General features: G+C 59.4%; 16 protein-coding genes and 4 pseudogenes. 5 read left to right on the plus strand and 15 right to left on the minus strand.

Features of this window, described 5'->3' with window-relative positions; translation table 11 throughout:
* Positions 1-45: 45 nt before the first annotated feature.
* Genes AQUI_RS0108200 through AQUI_RS0108240 form a run of 9 tightly spaced genes read right to left on the minus strand, consistent with a single transcriptional unit; the run spans position 46 to position 4,615 of the window.
* Positions 46-543 (minus strand): flagellar basal body-associated FliL family protein, encoded by a 498-nt coding sequence (locus AQUI_RS0108200; protein WP_027257087.1) that lies wholly within the window; start codon positions 541-543, stop codon positions 46-48.
* Positions 544-551: 8 nt separating this feature from the next.
* Positions 552-1,292, minus strand: a complete 741-nt coding sequence (gene flgH, locus AQUI_RS0108205; protein WP_027257088.1) for a flagellar basal body L-ring protein FlgH — start codon at positions 1,290-1,292, stop codon at positions 552-554.
* Positions 1,292-1,714 carry a flagellar basal body P-ring formation chaperone FlgA gene (gene flgA / locus AQUI_RS0108210; protein WP_035919862.1) on the minus strand — a complete coding sequence of 141 codons (423 nt, stop codon included), beginning with the start codon at positions 1,712-1,714 and terminating at the stop codon, positions 1,292-1,294. Before flgA ends, flgH begins: the two co-directional genes overlap by 1 nt.
* The gene (gene flgG, locus AQUI_RS0108215; RefSeq protein ID WP_027257090.1) at positions 1,714-2,499 is read right to left on the minus strand and encodes a flagellar basal-body rod protein FlgG; all 786 of its coding nucleotides are present in this window, start codon (positions 2,497-2,499) and stop codon (positions 1,714-1,716) included. Before flgG ends, flgA begins: the two co-directional genes overlap by 1 nt.
* 10 nt (positions 2,500-2,509) lie before the next feature.
* Entirely contained in the window at positions 2,510-3,226 is a 717-nt protein-coding gene (locus AQUI_RS0108220) for a flagellar hook-basal body complex protein (protein WP_027257091.1), read from the minus strand.
* Positions 3,226-3,498, minus strand: a complete 273-nt coding sequence (locus AQUI_RS0108225) for a flagellar biosynthetic protein FliQ (RefSeq protein ID WP_027257092.1) — start codon at positions 3,496-3,498, stop codon at positions 3,226-3,228. Before AQUI_RS0108225 ends, AQUI_RS0108220 begins: the two co-directional genes overlap by 1 nt.
* A 3-nt stretch (positions 3,499-3,501) precedes the next feature.
* The gene (gene fliE / locus AQUI_RS0108230; protein WP_027257093.1) at positions 3,502-3,798 is read right to left on the minus strand and encodes a flagellar hook-basal body complex protein FliE; all 297 of its coding nucleotides are present in this window, start codon (positions 3,796-3,798) and stop codon (positions 3,502-3,504) included.
* A 22-nt stretch (positions 3,799-3,820) separates the two neighbouring features.
* A complete protein-coding gene (gene flgC / locus AQUI_RS0108235) occupies positions 3,821-4,213 on the minus strand; it encodes a flagellar basal body rod protein FlgC (RefSeq protein WP_024092263.1) in 393 nt (130 codons plus the stop codon).
* Between the two features lie 12 nt (positions 4,214-4,225).
* A complete protein-coding gene (locus AQUI_RS0108240) occupies positions 4,226-4,615 on the minus strand; it encodes a FlgB family protein (RefSeq protein WP_027257094.1) in 390 nt (129 codons plus the stop codon).
* A gap of 88 nt (positions 4,616-4,703) precedes the next feature.
* Here AQUI_RS0108240 and AQUI_RS0108245 point away from each other — a divergent pair, with 88 nt between their 5' ends.
* Positions 4,704-6,032, plus strand: coding sequence for a FliI/YscN family ATPase (locus AQUI_RS0108245; RefSeq protein ID WP_027257095.1), 1,329 nt, complete (start codon positions 4,704-4,706; stop codon positions 6,030-6,032).
* A 35-nt stretch (positions 6,033-6,067) separates the two neighbouring features.
* Here AQUI_RS0108245 and AQUI_RS29830 read toward each other — a convergent pair.
* Positions 6,068-7,464, minus strand: a pseudogene (locus AQUI_RS29830) (IS3 family transposase).
* A 401-nt stretch (positions 7,465-7,865) separates the two neighbouring features.
* Here AQUI_RS29830 and AQUI_RS0108265 point away from each other — a divergent pair.
* The 3 pseudogenes from AQUI_RS0108265 to AQUI_RS27485 all read left to right on the plus strand — a co-directional run bounded on the left by AQUI_RS0108265 (position 7,866) and on the right by AQUI_RS27485 (position 10,787).
* Positions 7,866-9,239: pseudogene (locus AQUI_RS0108265) on the plus strand (IS30 family transposase).
* A 154-nt stretch (positions 9,240-9,393) separates the two neighbouring features.
* Positions 9,394-9,567 (plus strand): annotated as a pseudogene (locus tag AQUI_RS29200) (ISNCY family transposase); the annotation flags it as partial.
* Positions 9,568-9,917: 350 nt separating this feature from the next.
* Positions 9,918-10,787: pseudogene (locus AQUI_RS27485) on the plus strand (IS256 family transposase).
* Here the strand turns inward: AQUI_RS27485 and flbT are convergent.
* From flbT to AQUI_RS0108305, 5 genes are all read right to left on the minus strand, one after another.
* Positions 10,784-11,188, minus strand: a complete 405-nt coding sequence (gene flbT, locus AQUI_RS0108285) for a flagellar biosynthesis repressor FlbT (protein WP_027257099.1) — start codon at positions 11,186-11,188, stop codon at positions 10,784-10,786. The pseudogene AQUI_RS27485 and the gene flbT sit on opposite strands and share 4 nt — an antisense overlap.
* Before the next feature lie 2 nt (positions 11,189-11,190).
* Positions 11,191-11,562, minus strand: coding sequence for a flagellar biosynthesis regulator FlaF (gene flaF, locus AQUI_RS0108290; protein ID WP_027257100.1), 372 nt, complete (start codon positions 11,560-11,562; stop codon positions 11,191-11,193).
* A 78-nt stretch (positions 11,563-11,640) separates the two neighbouring features.
* A complete protein-coding gene (locus tag AQUI_RS0108295; RefSeq protein WP_027257101.1) occupies positions 11,641-12,459 on the minus strand; it encodes a flagellin N-terminal helical domain-containing protein in 819 nt (272 codons plus the stop codon).
* 202 nt (positions 12,460-12,661) lie between these two features.
* Positions 12,662-13,021: a flagellar biosynthesis protein FlgN gene (locus AQUI_RS0108300; RefSeq protein ID WP_027257102.1), complete on the minus strand. Its 360-nt coding sequence runs from the start codon at positions 13,019-13,021 to the stop codon at positions 12,662-12,664.
* On the minus strand, positions 13,014-13,307 hold the full coding sequence (locus AQUI_RS0108305; RefSeq protein ID WP_084294330.1) for a rod-binding protein: 294 nt from the start codon (positions 13,305-13,307) through the stop codon (positions 13,014-13,016). Before AQUI_RS0108305 ends, AQUI_RS0108300 begins: the two co-directional genes overlap by 8 nt.
* Before the next feature lie 128 nt (positions 13,308-13,435).
* On the opposite strand from AQUI_RS0108305, the gene fliK reads away from it, so the two are divergent.
* Positions 13,436-15,367, plus strand: coding sequence for a flagellar hook-length control protein FliK (gene fliK, locus AQUI_RS29835; protein WP_084294332.1), 1,932 nt, complete (start codon positions 13,436-13,438; stop codon positions 15,365-15,367).
* Positions 15,368-15,371 lie beyond the last annotated feature (4 nt).

Genomic DNA, 15,371 nt, shown 5'->3' on the forward strand with positions numbered 1-15,371 from the left:
CCTTGCAGGACCGGCCTTACCTAGAATGGGTCTGCCGCTCGCGTGTCAGACGTCCTGCCGCGATATCTCCATGATCAAAACGTCATAGACACCTTTGCCGATATGTTTCTGTGCCGCCTCGCGCAGCGCTGTGCGCAGGGGCTCCAAGACATCTGAGCGGGTAAACGCCCCGCGGAAACCGCCCATATTGGCGTGGTCGAAGAGAACTTGCAGGAAGACATCCCGCAACTTGGGCGCGTAGGAATGCACTTTCTCGGCAATGCCTTTCTTGACCTCAAGGCTGAGCGAGATCACCACCAGGGATGTCATCTGGTCGCGCTCCACAATCGGCACCACAAACTGGTCGCCGACTTTGATGTATTCGCGCTGGTTCTCTTCGCTTTCTTCGGCGGTTTCCACTTCTGCCTCTTCCGGGGCTGGCGCGGCCTCGCCTCCGGCTGCGGCTTGATTTTCTTCAGGCGGAGGCGCCAGCATGATGCCGGCACCAATGCCGCCCCCGGTGCCGATGATCAGCAGGATGACTGGAAGGAGTTTAGACAGCATGGCAATCCTCAGAACGGCAGAATGGCGTCGAGCAGCTGCTGGCCGTAGCGCGGCTGCTGAACGTCGGTGATTTGGCCACGGCCGCCATAGGACACACGGGCCGAGGCGATCTTGTCATAGGTGATCTCGTTCTGGCGGCTGATGTCTTGAGGCCGGACATAGCCGGTCACCAAAAGCTCGCGCAGTTCGAAATTCACCCGCAGCTCCTGGGTGCCGCTGATAGCCAGCACGCCGTTGGGCAGAACATCGACAACGGTCGCCGCAACCCGCAGCTCCAGCTTTTCGCTGCGCTTGACGGATCCTTTTCCGCCCGCAGAACTGGAACTGCCCAGTTCCACCGCTTCGGCAGACGTGGCGCCTTCCGGCAGCTTTCTGTCAAGACGCTGCGGCAGGCCAAGAAGATGCGGCATGTTCAGGCTTTCGGACCCCGAGCGCGACCGCTGGGTGTCGTTGGAAATCTCCGCCTCCTCATCGATCTCGATCACTACCGTCAGGATATCACCGCGCTTGATCGCACGGCGGTCGCCCAGCAATGATTGCTGCGAGCCACTCCACAGTGAAGCGCCATCAACGGTGCGCCGGCTCTGTGTCTGCGCAGGCAGCCCCTGGTACAGCATCGCAACATGCTCAGAGCTTTCATTGGCCGGGGTGAAAGAGGGTGGTTTGCCCATATGATCCATCCGGCCGCAGGCACCCAGAAGGACGAGCCCGAACAGCAACGGTTTGACGGGGGAAAATTTCTTTTTCATCAGTTTACCTCAACGGAACCGTCTGCCGCGATCCGCCCGGTTACGGTGGTGCGGGAATTAAGATTCATGACCCGGACTGGCTCACCTGCAGCGCCGCGTCCCAGGGCGCGGCCTTCGGCGGCAATGGTCAGGCCCCCCTGGCGGAAGGTCAAAGTGACCAGGTCATTGCGTTCAATGATGGCCGGCGGGCCGATGTCGCCAGCCCGCAACGGCCGTCCGGCGTACAGGGCGACGCGCGCTTCTTGACCGACAACCGCTGCCGGGTTTGACAGGGCACCAAGGATCTCGCCTTTTTTCAGGGCAAGGTCTTCGGCATTGACGATCGCCTTTGCGCGGATCGTACGCAGCGGGATCAAATATTCTGCCCAGGCGGGCGGCGCGCACAGCGCGGCGGCGGTCAGACAGGCAAGAGCAAGTTTCATCAGCGCACCTGTGTTGTTGCACCCATCATCTGGTCGACAGCCGAGATGACCTTGGCATTCATTTCATAGCCTCGCTGCGCTTCGATCAGCTCAGTGACCTCGCGCACTGCATCCACCGAACTGGCCTCCAGATAGCCCTGGCGCAGGGTGCCAAGCCCGTCTTCGCCGGCCGTAGACACAGTGGCAGCACCAGAGGCCTCTGTTTCGGTGAACAGGTTGCTGCCGATCGCCTCAAGCCCTTTGGGGTTGGTGAAACCCGCCAGAGTGAACTGGCCCAACAGCTGGCCTGCCGAGGTTTCATCAAAGTACCCGTAAACTTCGCCCTCAGCGTTGATCGAGATACTGACGGCATCATCGGGAATGGTGACTTCGGGAGAAACTGCGAAACCGTCCGACGTCACAATCAGCCCCTCGGCCGAGCGTTTCAGCGCGCCGTCGCGGGTATAGGCGGTCTGGCCGGAGGGCAGTGTGACCTCAAGGTAGCCTTTGCCGTCGATGGCGAGATCCAGATCATTGTTGGTCTGCTGCAGCGCGCCTTGCGACAAATGCACCGAAACGGCGGCGGGGCGCACACCCAGGCCAACCTGCACGCCGGTCGGCAGCACGGTGCCATCCGATGCGTTGACACTGCCGGCCCGCGAGATCTGCTGATAGTGCAGATCGGCAAACTCGGCGCGCCGGGCGTTGTAGGCCGTGGTGTTCATATTGGCGAGATTGTTGGAGATGGTCTCCACCCGCAATTGCTGAGCGCTCATGCCGGTCGCTGCGATTTTCAAGGCACGCATCTGGATTCTCCTAGGTCTTGATCAGGTTTTTGATGGCATTGCGGATGCGTTCGTCTTCCGCCTGCAGAAAGCTTTGGCCCATTTCATAGGCGCGCTGGACTTCGATCATCCGAGTCACTTCGGAAATTGCATTCACGTTGGAACCTTCGAGAAAGCCTTGCAGCACCTTCGCATCAAAACTGTCCTCAATCTCGCCGTCGACGCGGAACATCACTCCGTCCTCGCGCACCAGCTCGTGCTGCTCCATCGGCTTGAACAGACCAAGCTGCCCCAGCAGCCGCCCGTTTGCGCTGAGCGAGCCGTCAGCCCCGACTTCGACCTTGCCGGCATCCGGCGGAACAAAGACCGGAGCACGGCCCGCATCCAGCACCCGGTATCCATCCATGGTCACCAGATCGCCATCAGCATTGGGAGAGAAGGCACCCGAACGGGTCAGCCTTTCGCCTTGCGGCGTTTCCACCATAAAGAAGGCGTCGCCCTCGATCGCAAAATCGAAGGAGCCGCCGGTTTTGGTCAGCTGGCCCTGCTCCATCGAAGTATTGAAGATATTCGCGCGCGACATTGACAGCGACTGCTGGCCAGGCGAGGACTGCACGAACTCCGAGAAGATCAGGCCCTCTTGGCGGTAACCAGTGGTGGCCGAGTTCGCGATATTGTTGGCAATGACGCGCATCTCCCGCATCAAGCCCGTTTGGCGTGAAAGGGTTGCGTAGCCTGCATTTTCCATTACGAACCTCCGGCAATCATCGGAACAACGTGGCCGTGGAAGAAGGCCACCAGCGTTTGTGTCATGAAGCCCATTGTCATCCAGAACACGACCAGGATCGCTGTCAGTTTGGGCACGAAGGTCAGGGTCATTTCCTGCACCGATGTCAGAGCCTGAAACAGGCCGATGGCCAGACCGACAACCAGTGCAACTACCAGAATCGGCGTCGACATGGTGACGGCGGCCCACAGCGCCTGGCGCAGCGTGTCATAGAAGAGGCTTTCGCTCATCATGGCTTAAACCGGCATCCTCAGGATTTCCTGGTAAGCTTCGACGACCTTGTTGCGCACGGTAACCGCAGTTTCGACTGCCAGTTCGGTCTGCGCCAGGGCCTGCACCAGAGCGTGCGGGTCGGCGCCTGAGGTCATCGCCTGCATTGAGACCTGTTCACTTTGCTGCAGAGTCGCCGCGAAATTCTCGAAGCTCTCTTTCAGGCGGGGGCCTGCGCCAGCGCCCGCATATTCGGGATCGGCCTTGGTGGCGGGTCGGGCAGCGGCATAGCCGGTTGCGGCGGAAAGACTGCGAATATCCATTCTGGATCTCCAAATGTTTTAGTTAACGTCTCAATAGGTCCATGAGTGATGCCGACATCGTGCGTGTCTGCTCGAACATCTTCAGATTGGCTTCATAGCTTCGCTGGGCTTCACGGGCGTCGGCGATCTCGATCATCAGATCGACATTGGAGCCGTCGTAATGCCCGCTTTCATCGGCCATCGGATGCGAAGGGTCGTAGACTTCCTCCAGATCGCTGCGGTCCAATGTGACCCGGCCGGTGCGCACATGCTCCACATCGGTCTGCAGTTCGCGCACCGCTTCAAACGGCACGGTCTTGCGCCGATAGCCCGGAGTGTCAGCGTTGGAGATGTTTTCCGACACGTGGCGCAAACGCGAAGCTTGCGCCTTGAGGCCGCTTGCAGTGACGGAAAGGGCTCTGGAAAATTCACTCATCTCTCACCTCCCTCAGGTTTTGCCAAGGCTTGCGCGCAGGACATTCATCGAGGATTTGTAGATGGCCAAAGCCCGCTTGTGCTGCCGGGAAACTTCAACGCCTTTGAGCAGTTCGGTTTCGACAGACACTGAGTTGTCATTAGGATCGCTGCCGTCCTCGCTTGAGGTCACTGCCCAGTCCATACCATCGCCGGCGGTGCCGTTGAGATGGCTGCCGCGGGTTGCAATCATGCTGCTCGGACGGGCCCCGGCTGCAAAGATTTCCTTGAATGGCTTGATGTCCTTGGCGTGGTAGCCGGGCGTATCGGCGTTGGCGATATTCTGGGACACCAATGCCTGGCGCTTCCCGGCATGAACTGCCATGGAATGAGAAATTTTGAATACGTTCAGTTCTGTGAACACCAGGGCTTCTCCCTTGATCGATTTCAATCAAGGCTTAACCCCGATTCCTTTAGAAATTGTTTTCAGGACATCAATGGAGGCCGCTGCAATGAAAGCAGAGCTGCAAGCGCTGACCCGTCAAATAGCCGGAAAACGTCTGGCAACACAGGTAGGCAGGGTTACCGGGATCTCTGGCGGGGAAATCGAAGTCAGCGGGCTGGCTGCGGTCGCGCGGATCGGTGACAGGCTGGTGCTGCGCCGCGGCCCGCAAAACGAGTTGCATGGCGAAGTCTTGAAGATTAGCAATAGTAATATCAGTATGTTACCTGACAGGGCGCCAGATGGCGCCGCGGTTGGCGATCCAGTTGTGCTGCACCCTTCGCCGGAGTTCTTGCCCAGCGATCACTGGATTGGCAGGGTGATTGATCCTTTTGGCGAGCCGCTGGATGGCCGCCCTTTGCTGCCAGGATCCGCGCCGCGGGATCTGATGGCGTCCCCGCCCAAAGCCGCTGGCAGGCGGCCGATGGGGGAACGTTTGGCGACCGGACAGGCGGTATTGAACACGATTCTCCCAATTGTGCGCGGCCAAAGGGTGGGTCTTTTTGCGGGTTCCGGCGTCGGGAAATCGTCGCTGTTGGCAAAATTGGCCCAAAGCATGGAAGCGGATGTGGTGGTCATGGCGTTGATCGGGGAACGCGGCCGGGAGGTGAATCACTTTGTCGAACAGGTTCTGGGACCCGATGGCATGCGCCGGGCCGTTGTGGTGGCTGCCACGTCCGATCAGTCCGCGCTGGTCCGCCGCCGCTGCGCCTGGGCCGCCATGACAGTTGCCGAGCATTTCCGCGATCAGGGTAAGAATGTTCTGTTCCTTGCCGACTCGGTTACCCGTTTCGCCGAGGCGCACCGGGAGATTTCGGCGGCCTCGGGCGAAGCACCTGCCTTGCGCGGATACCCTCCATCCGTAACACCGCTGATCACCGGCCTGTGCGAGCGGGCTGGCCCGGGCGCAGACGGGCAGGGGGATATCACCGCCGTGTTCAGCGTCCTGGTGGCCGGTTCCGACATGGATGAGCCGATTGCAGATATTCTTCGCGGTGTTTTGGACGGTCATATTGTACTGAACCGTGAAATCGCCGAACGCGGCAGGTTCCCGGCGATCGACGTCTCACGCTCAGTGTCCCGCAGTCTGCCTGCTGCGGCCACTGCCGATGAAAACACGGCAATCCAGGATGTGCGCAAATTCTTAGGCGCTTATGAACAGTCGGAAGTGATGATCAGGGCTGGTCTCTATGCTGAGGGTAATGATACGGTGCTGGACAAGGCTGTGAAACTGTGGCCGGAGCTGGACGGTTTTTTTGGCCGCGAAGATCCGGAAGGAATCACCAGCAGTTTCAACCGGCTGCTTCTTTTGCTGCGCCGCGCAAAGGCCGGGCGGTAACCTGCGGTGTTTGTCAAACAAGTTGTCCGCTGATTTCATGCGGCGTCTCTGATTTCAGGGACGCTGGTTTCGCGTTCTGGGTTGAGCCAGACGGGTCCGGCGGGTTGCCAGTTTCGGGTTTTTCCTGACCAGCGTTTCGGGTTTTGCGCACGCGCAGTTGCATAGAGAATGGCGCGGTTTGTGAGCGCTGCGCGGTCAAAGCCAGCGTGGCGGGCTTCTGGTGTGACGAAGCGGACGGCGCTGTGCAGGTGCTCGCCGTTATACTAGATGGCCAAGGATTTCACCCAAGCCTGGGCGCCAGCCTTGGTGGCAAAGCCCTTGGCTGGCCAGTTTGGGCGGTATTTGCAGGTTCGGAACAGGGCTTCTGAGAAGGGGTTATCATTGCTGACGCGCGGGCGGCTGTAAGACGCCGTGATCCCCTGCTTTTCCATCGTCACTTTCATCGGCGCGCCCTTCTTGGGGCTGCCATTGTCGGCATGCAGCACCAAGGGGCGCGTGATGCAGCGCTCGGCCAGCACCGCCTGACGGATCAGGGCGGCTGCCAGTTCCGCGCCTTCGCGCTCATGCACTTCCCAGCCCACGATTTTCCGGCTGAAGATGTCCACGATCAGGTAGAAGTAGAAGAACGTGCCTGCGACCGGACCTGGCATCCAGGTTGTGTCCCAGGTCCAGACCTGGCAGGGCGCACTGGCCTTGTAGCTGGTGGTTGGCTTACGCCGCACCGGTGGCTTTGCTCGGCCCCGGTGATGCTGTTGTCCATCGGCGCAAGATGCGGCAGAAGCTGGACTCAGATGCCGGATACCGCCCCTGATCCGCCAGTTTCGGCACGATCTGGCTGGGTGGAAGACTGGCAAACTCCTCAGAATTGCAGGCATCCAACACAGCTGCACGTTCAGACACGCTCAGCTTGTTGGCCGGTTCCGGGCGCCACGCGAGGGGCGGCTGATCAGGTTGAACCTACCCGTCTTTTGTCCAGCGCCGCAGGGTGCGGTCGCTGATCATGCGTCTTCGTCGTCCCCCAGATCGCCTGCGCCTTTTTTCGCAGCACAAGCAGCGCTGCGGTTTCGGCCAGGGTTTGCTCCTTCCGAGCCAGTTCCCGTTCCAGATCCTTGACCCGTTTCTTCTCTTCCTTTGTCGCTTGACCGAGGCGCGCAGTGAGGGCGCGGTCCCAATCGTTCGCTTGTTCACAGGCTGACCGCCATGCTGTGATCTGCGCAGGATAGAGCCCGCGCGTGCGATAATATTCGGCCAGATCGGCCTCGTTCAGTGCCGCCGTTTCCAACACCGCCGCGAATTTGTTGCGCGAAGACCAGCCCTCGGGACCCGCATCTGCATCAGGCAAAAGCTGCCCCTTGCCGCGTGCCTCAGCCCGTCACTTGTGCGGCGTTCCCTCCGATATCCCTTCCTCCCGCGACAGCTGCCGAATGGCCATGTTGTGCGGCGGAAGTATCCGCTTCAGCACAGCTGCTTTCCGTGCCGGTAAATATCCCACGTCATCGTCCTATCCCGCCCACCTGAAAAATAGAGACGAAATCGAGCAGCGGACAACTTCCCTGACACAGGGGGCCTGGCAGTCTTTCGAGCTTTCAAGAAAAGGCTGCTTCCAGATTGTTCTGGAGAACTCTACCGGCAATAGATGCAGCCGTTAAGCCCGCAAGACTGTCGGCTGGCTGGTCAGAACCCCGGCCCATGCCAGGTTCGCTGCCGATGCCCTGGAACAGGCCGTTCATGAGCGATGGTTCCCGGCGGTGATGCGGTTTGTTCACCTCTCCGGTCGCGGCAGCCAGGGCGGATTCAAGCGGTCTTCGCAACAGGGCCATGGAGGAAGTTGTGATGATAGAACGGAAGCGTGGTTCGGACCGTTGCGGACGGAAGAAGCTGAGTCCACCCGGCTGCCCCAAAGCAGCTCGGCGAGAGGATCAGGCGAAGTTTTGGCGCTTGATTGCGCAAGGACTATCCAGTGAAGATGCCGCGACAGGAATTGGGGCTTCGCCCGCGGTTGGTGGCAGGTGGTTCCGGGAGGCCGGCGAAATGCCACCGTCTCAGTATTCGGCGTCTGCACCTTCGTTGTCACGGCGCTATCTGTCTTTTGCCGAAAGGGAAGAGATCGCTCTGCATCGTGCCAGCGGCCTGAGGGTGAATGCCATCGCCCGGCAGATCGGGCGCTCGGCGTCCACGGTGTCACGAGAGTTGCGCCGGAATGCTGCGACACGCAGCGGCGGTTTCGAGTATCGTGCAACCACCGCGCAGTGGCATGCGGATAGAGCAGCGCGCCGGCCCAAGGCAACAAAGCTGGCGCAGCATGCCGCCTTGCGTCAGTATGTCGAAGAACGCCTGTCGGGCGATGTTGTCGGGCCAGAAGGCGGCGTCGCGCGAGGTCCCGAAGTCATCTGGACGAAGCGCCGTTCCGTGCGGCGGCGACACCGGGAATGGGCGACTGCATGGAGCCCGGAACAGATCGCCCGGCGGCTGCCGTTGGATTATCCGGAAGATGCATCAATGCCCATCAGTCATGAAGCCCTATATCAGGCCTTGTTCATTCAGGGACGCGGGGTTCTGCGCCGTGAACTGACGGCCTGTCTCCGCTTCGGGCGAGCTCTGCGCGTGCCGAGGGCCCGCCGCAAGGGAAAGGGCAAGGCCTTTGTCTCCGATCAAATCATGATCAGCGAGCGCCCTGCCGAAGCTGCGGATCGTGCGGTGCCGGGCCATTGGGAAGGCGACTTAATTCTTGGTCTGAAAAGCCCGGCGATTGGCACGCTGGTCGAGCGCAGCACGCGTTTCACCCTTCTCCTGCACTTGCCGCCGATGCCTGGCCATGGTGGCGGGCCTCGCCTGAAAAATGGCCCGGCTCTTGCCGGCCACGGTGCCGAGGCCGTCCGTGCTGCAATTGCTCAGTAGATTACTGAACTGCCCCAGCACCTGCGGAAACCCCTGACATGGGACCAGGGCGCAGAAATGGCCCAGCATGAAAGACTGACGGTCGAAACCGGGATACAGGTCTACTTCTGCGACCCGCAAAGCCCTTGGCAGCGTGGCAGCAATGAAAACACTAACGGCCTGTTGCGCCAGTACTTTCCGAAAGGAACTGATCTCAGCAGCCATGGACCATACAAACTGGAGGCCGTCGCCTTTACATTAAAAAGCCGCCCGAGAAAAACACTTGGCTGGAAAACTCCGGCTGAGGCGTTGGATGAGATCCTACGGTAGTGTAAACAGGCCCTGTTGCGACGACCGCTTGAATCCGCCCTGTATTTGTCGGTCAAGTAACGAACGGCTGGGCCAAGCCGGTATCGAGCCCTCTGTCGGTAGACAGGCAACACAAGCGCAACCAAGGACAAAGTCCGGCCATGAAACAACCCAGTTCGGCCGGGCTTTGAATGAGTTGACTATCGAGATCCCCTGCGCCTATTCGATCCAGGCCAAGGGTTGCGTGGAACGGGCCAACAGTACGTTGCAGGACCGGCTGGTGAAGGAACTGCAGCTGGCCGCCATCTCGAGCATGGCGGGAGCCAATACGTTCTTTCCCGGTTTCATGGAACAGGGCTATGCAAAGTTCTTCAAGCCGCAGGCCTGCCCGGATGATCTGCACTGCCTCTGAATGCCGGACCGGATCGGCTGCGGGAAATCCCGTGCTTTCGCGATGAGCGCTTTGTCAGCCGCCAGTTGGGCTTCTCTTACGACCGCCAGTGGATCCCGCTCGAGAAGAACGAGGTGACCGCGGACGCCGCAAATACGTGGACAGCTTCGAACTCGCGAACGGGCGGTTGGAGTTCCGAGCAGTGTCCCGACGGTTGGTGTCATTTTCATGTGGGTCGCTTGGCGGCCACGGCTGTTCTTCGGCTAAGGTTTGGTTTGCCGACCTGACTTTGACCGAGGTGAACGGCCATGACCAAGGACAGCCTGTCAAAGACCGCGGCCTTGCGCGCGCTTTTGCCGGAGACATCCGACACCCACCTGCTTGCTGGGATGCTCGAGTTTGTCGCCGGCCGTCTCATGGCGCTGGATGCCGGCCAGATCTGCGGCGCCGGTGCGTATGAGCGCGGTGCCGACCGGGTGAACCGGCGCAACGGTTACCGGTCCAGAGCGTGGGGGACGCGCGCCGGGACGGTTGACGTGAAAATCCCGAAGCTGCGCAGGGGCAGCTATTTTCCCGAGTTCCTGGAGCCGCGCCGGGCGGCGGAAAGGGCGATGACGGCGGTGATCCAAGAGGCTTATGTCCAGAGCCTCTCGACGCGCTCGGTGGACGATCCGGTCAAGGCCATGACCGGTGTGTCAAAAAGCCAGGTCTCACGGCTCTGCGGCGAGATCGACGAACAGGTCGATGCCTTCCTGAGCCGCCCTTTGGAAGGGGAATGGCCCTACCTCTGGCTGGATGCCACCTGCCTTAAGGTGCGCCGCTCCGGTCGGATCATCAGCGCCGCGGCCATAGTGGCCGTGGCGGTCAATCTGGATGGCCGTCGCGAGGTTCTGGGCATCGCTGTTCAGCCCAATGAAGCGGAGGTCTTTGGGGACGAGTTCCTGCCGCTCTCGCCAATCGCGGCCTGCGCGGCACATGCCTGATCATCGCCCTTCTCGGCAGCATGCTGCGCAGGCGCCTGCCGGGCAACGGACGATCACAAGGGCCTGAAAGCCGCCGCGACCAAGGTGCTTGGAGCGACCGTCCAGCGCTGCCGCGTGCATTTCATGCGCAATGCGCTTGAAAGATGTTCCAGCCCGCAAGTCTTGTGGCAGGCTGGAGAAGTTGCAGGCGATTAGGACGGTCTGACTGCAAATAGCCGGTCTTCGCGCGGCAGCAGGGTGCGCAGCGCCTTTAGACAGCGGTAGTGGTTATTTCCGATCAAAGCATCTGTTGCCTCGGCAATGGATGCGCGGCTGTCCGGATCGGTGAAGACTTGGCTCAACTCTTCGATCCGGCGCAGCATCGGCAAGTGTTCCTCTTGGGGATCAGTGTCGCCAGACAAGATCAACTGCGCCGCATAGCACACCCGGCGCACCGGCGTATTGGCTTCTTCCGGATGGATCGCATCGCGCAGGCGCAGGATGTTGGCATCGGGGGTGACAATGGACAGGCGGCTGCGGCGGTCGCCGTTTTCAATCACCGCGCCATTTACAAGGACACGCTCCTTGGGGGCAAGTTTCAGGACAAGTCCGCTCATATTCAGGAAGCTCCGCCACGGAGGCCACGCATGATGGCCGTATTAATTTCTACCAGCGGCCGGACATCGGCCTTGCGCTGAAGCACTTTGCTGGTGTGCTGCCTTGTGAATTCTGCCAGCTCAAACAGGCTGAGTTTGAGTTCATCCGGCAGGGGGTTGCCCTTTGACGCGAGATCAGCAGTGAAAATTGACCAGAGCTTGCGGTTGTCATTCAATGCTGCTGCAAGTTCAGCAAACTCATTACGGCCTTTTTGCGCCGCTGTGATCAGCCGGCGGGTGACGCGGGCGATCACTTCATATTCGAAATTCTTTGCTGTCCGGGTCGGGGCCTTTGCCGCCGAATAGGCACTCTTCGCCTTCAGAAGGGCATTCACGTGTTTTCCTAACGTATTATTCTTCAGGTTCTCTGAGAGGGGAAGACCGGGGCGCCATCAGCGCCCCGGATCAGGCTGTTAACGGAACAGCTGCTGCAGGGTCGACGGCGCCGAGTTGGCGATGGTCAGCGACTGAACTGCCAGCTGCTGCTGAGTCTGCAGCGCCTTCAGGCGGGCAGAGGCCTCTTCCATGTTGGTGTCGGTCATGGAGCTGACACCCGTCTTCATCGAGTCAGACAGTTTCGAAATGAAGTCGTTCTGATCGGTTAGGCGGTTGCTGGAGGCACCAAGTCTTGCTGCTTCGCCGATCGAAAAGGTCAGCATGGTCTCGATTTCCGTCATAACCGTATCTGCGTTGCCGGCAGCCAACGCGGTCATGGCACCAGTGTTCAAGTTGGTGGCTGAGTCCACACCTGTGACAGAGATAATATCGCCGGTTAAGGCGGTCGTATCCAAGCCGCCCAGAACATCAAGCTGTGCAGTGACAGCATTGTCGAGCAGGTTTGCACCATTGAAGGATGCCGAGTCGATGATCGATTCGATAGTGTCACGCTTGTTCGCCAAGTCAGCCTCGATCTGAGCGTGGTCGACGTTCTGCGAAACACCAGCGACCACCAGGTCACGCATGTCCTTCAGGGTTTCCACGATCTGCTCCATACCCGAAGAGGCAACGCCAACGGTAGCTTCGCCAAAGTTCAGAGCATCGGTCACTTGCTCATACGCGGAGATATCCGATTCCATGGACTTGGAGATCGCCCATACAGCGGAGTTGTCCTTGGCCATACCGACCTCTTTACCGGTCGAGATTTGGTTCTGGGTTTCCTCAAGGCTATTGTTCACGGACTTCAGGGTCTGCAGAGCAACCATTGCGCCGTTGTTGGTCAGAATGCTGGTCATAGCTTTTTCCTTTAGCTGCGGGACGCTTTGGCCCCAGTATTACTTGCCCCGAGGGGCGCTGTGTGACGTCTTTCTGACTGTGCGTTCCGCCGTCCGGCTTCCGCGCCACCCTTCATAAGGTGCAAGGCGACATTGGCGCAGGAGTTGCTAAGGGAGTGCTAATGCCGGGATTTGGTTTTTTAGAATTTTCCCAAAATTGCACTCAGGCCCGTTTCTCGAGCTTGCCGCCGCCACGGGTGCCATAACGGGCCCGCTTGCCGGCATGGTCATAGACATCCAATCCCTTGCGGATGCGGCGCGACTCGGCCATTCGTTCGGCGACGGCACGTATCCCGTCCTTGGCGCTGTTCAGAAGCTGCTGGTTTCGCGACACCTTGGTCTGGACTTGCTCGAGCGACTCGCGTTCAAGCTCTGACACGGAATTCAACTTGCCGATGACTTTCTCTTTCTTGGTCAGAAGATCTTCCAGTTTGCCAAGATCGCCGGCCATCAGCGCCTTGCGCTCGCGGTCCAAAATTAGATCAAGTTCGTCAATGAGCTGCTGGGGTTTCGGGTCACTCATCTTGGGTCTCCTTCAGTGCGTGGTAAAGTGATTCAGCCAAGCCGATCCCGCCAGAGCGGGCGATCTGCGTGGCTTGTTCGCGAATTAGAAAGCTGGAAAACTGCTCTTCTCCAGCGCCGCCGCCGAAGCCTTCGCTGGCTTCGCCGAGCCCTGCGGACTTCAGCATTTCTGCAAGGAAGGAGGCTTCGAGCTCAATCGCGGCCTCGCGCAGGGGATCGTTGACTGCTGGACGCACCGGGGTGGCTGCAGGTGCAGTCTGAAGCAGGTTTGGCAATAGATCTGACATGTCCGGTTCTCCGGTTGAAAGTCGAATTTCATCGATTTTTCTAAGACTGCACAGGAACCGGTTAAAATTGCCGTAACCGCTTTGGGGTATCTCTGTCCGGGTCGAGATAGAATGTCTGGAAAACGATCATGAATATGAATTCAATCCTTGGCTTGGAAGCCGGCTCTGCTGGTAAGTCACCGTCTGTCTCTCCAGAAGGCGGTAAAAAATCAAACACTTCCAGGGACTTCTCAGACTTTATGTCTGTTCATCCCGGCTCAGGTGAACGGGCGGATGAACTGCAATCGACCGAGAGCGAATCGGCTGAGACCGAAGCTGAACCCAGGATGCAGGAGAGTACGGCCGAGGACAGCGACGAAAGCCAAAGCACACGCATTAAGGCTGTGCAGGACGTACCCGAGGGCGTACCGGTTCAGGCAAGCCAAGGCACACCCTTCGAAGTGGGGCGGGATACATCGGCACAGAAACACTCCAAGGTTGAAGCAATTTTCTCCGATGCGGAAGTGGCTTCTGGGTTGCAGAAAACTGGAACTTCCACCGCTGAAGAGGCCTATGCCGCGGAGACTAAAATTCAGTCCCCGCAGGGCGTCAGTATAGCAGCTGGAGAAAGAGTTGAAGCACGGGCCGCTGAGCAGCGGAGCGGACTGCCGATTGTGAAGGGCTCTGGGGCCGACGCCGGTATTAATCCCGGGGCAGTTCCACCTGTCGAGGAAAACAATCAACCAGGTGCTATATCCAAAGCAGCCTCCAGCGCAAATCCCACTGATCAGGTTGCGGGCCTCAAAGCAGGGGCAGCTATTCATCACGGTCCAGCAGTTGAAGGCAACGTGCAACTTGCTGAGAAGGCCGGGGAAGTTGGAAACTCAGAGAAAACTCAGCCTTCAGTTCAATCAGCACCACAGGCAGCAGCAAGCGCGCCAGCAGCTGCGCCAGAGAACTCAGCCACAAAGCCGCGGGGGGATAGTACTGAACCCGGGGCCCGCAGGGTTGACGTAAGGGAATCTGGAAATCGCCGGGCAGACGCTGCCCGCGTTTCGCTTGAGACTGCTGCTCAATCAGCTGTGCCAGCCACCGAAAGGGCTCGGGCTGAAAAGACACAAGCTAGCGACGGCTTAAGGCAAATCAATAACGGAACAGCAATCAGCGCGGCACAGCCGAAATCGCTCGAGACTGGTACAAGTTCAGGTACCCAAGCGGTGCCTCAGTCGATTGGTGAAGAACCTGAAAGCATAGCGAGGGCTGGCTATCCGTCTGCGCAAGGAGAAAATCCGGGCATTGCGGTCAACCAGGTTGCTGTGAAGGGATCGGGTCAGAAAAGTGACCTGGCTTTCACACCTGTTTCGAACGGAAATGGAGCGCAGGTGAAAGCGGAATCAGCCGGAGTTGAGCGCCCGTTAGCCGATCCGTTGAAAGGCAGTGAAGTCCGGACGGTCACATTGCCCGCAGCGCCGCAAATCCTTCAGTGGTCAGCTGCTCAGCTGCAGCCACTGCTTGCCGGCGGGATGAATGCTGGAAAAACAGGATCGCAGCTGTTGTTCGGAACCGATGAAGCGCTGGCCGGAACGCTGGGCTTGTCCAGTGAGGTACCGGGATTGACGCAGCTGCTGACGGAAGCCTCAATTGGCACAAATGGGGCGCACCGGCCAGAAGCGCCGCGCATGATTGCGGCCCAGATGGCTGAAGCATTTGCAGCCAAAGGCGAGCAGAAGGTTGAGGTGAGTTTGAACCCCCAGGAGTTGGGCCATGTGAAAATGCGCGTGGTTTCCACCGAAACAGGCATCACCATGATCATCCAGACGGAACGTCCGGAAACCGGAGATTTGATGCGCCGCCACATCCATGAACTTGCGGAGGAATTCCGCCGCATGGGATATGAAGACATCTCTTTTGAATTCAGCGGCGGACAGGCCGGCGGGGGTCACCATGGCGAAGACGCGGAGGGCGGTTCCGGGCTGCCCAGCGGAACAACAGAGACAGGCGGCCCCGATGCAATGGACGCCGGCGAAGCAGCAATAAAAAACCTCCGGCTCGGAGCAGCCGGTGTGGATATGAGGGTCTGAACAC

This window comes from Leisingera aquimarina DSM 24565 (genome assembly GCF_000473165.1).
Classification (GTDB): Bacteria; Pseudomonadota; Alphaproteobacteria; order Rhodobacterales; family Rhodobacteraceae; genus Leisingera; species Leisingera aquimarina.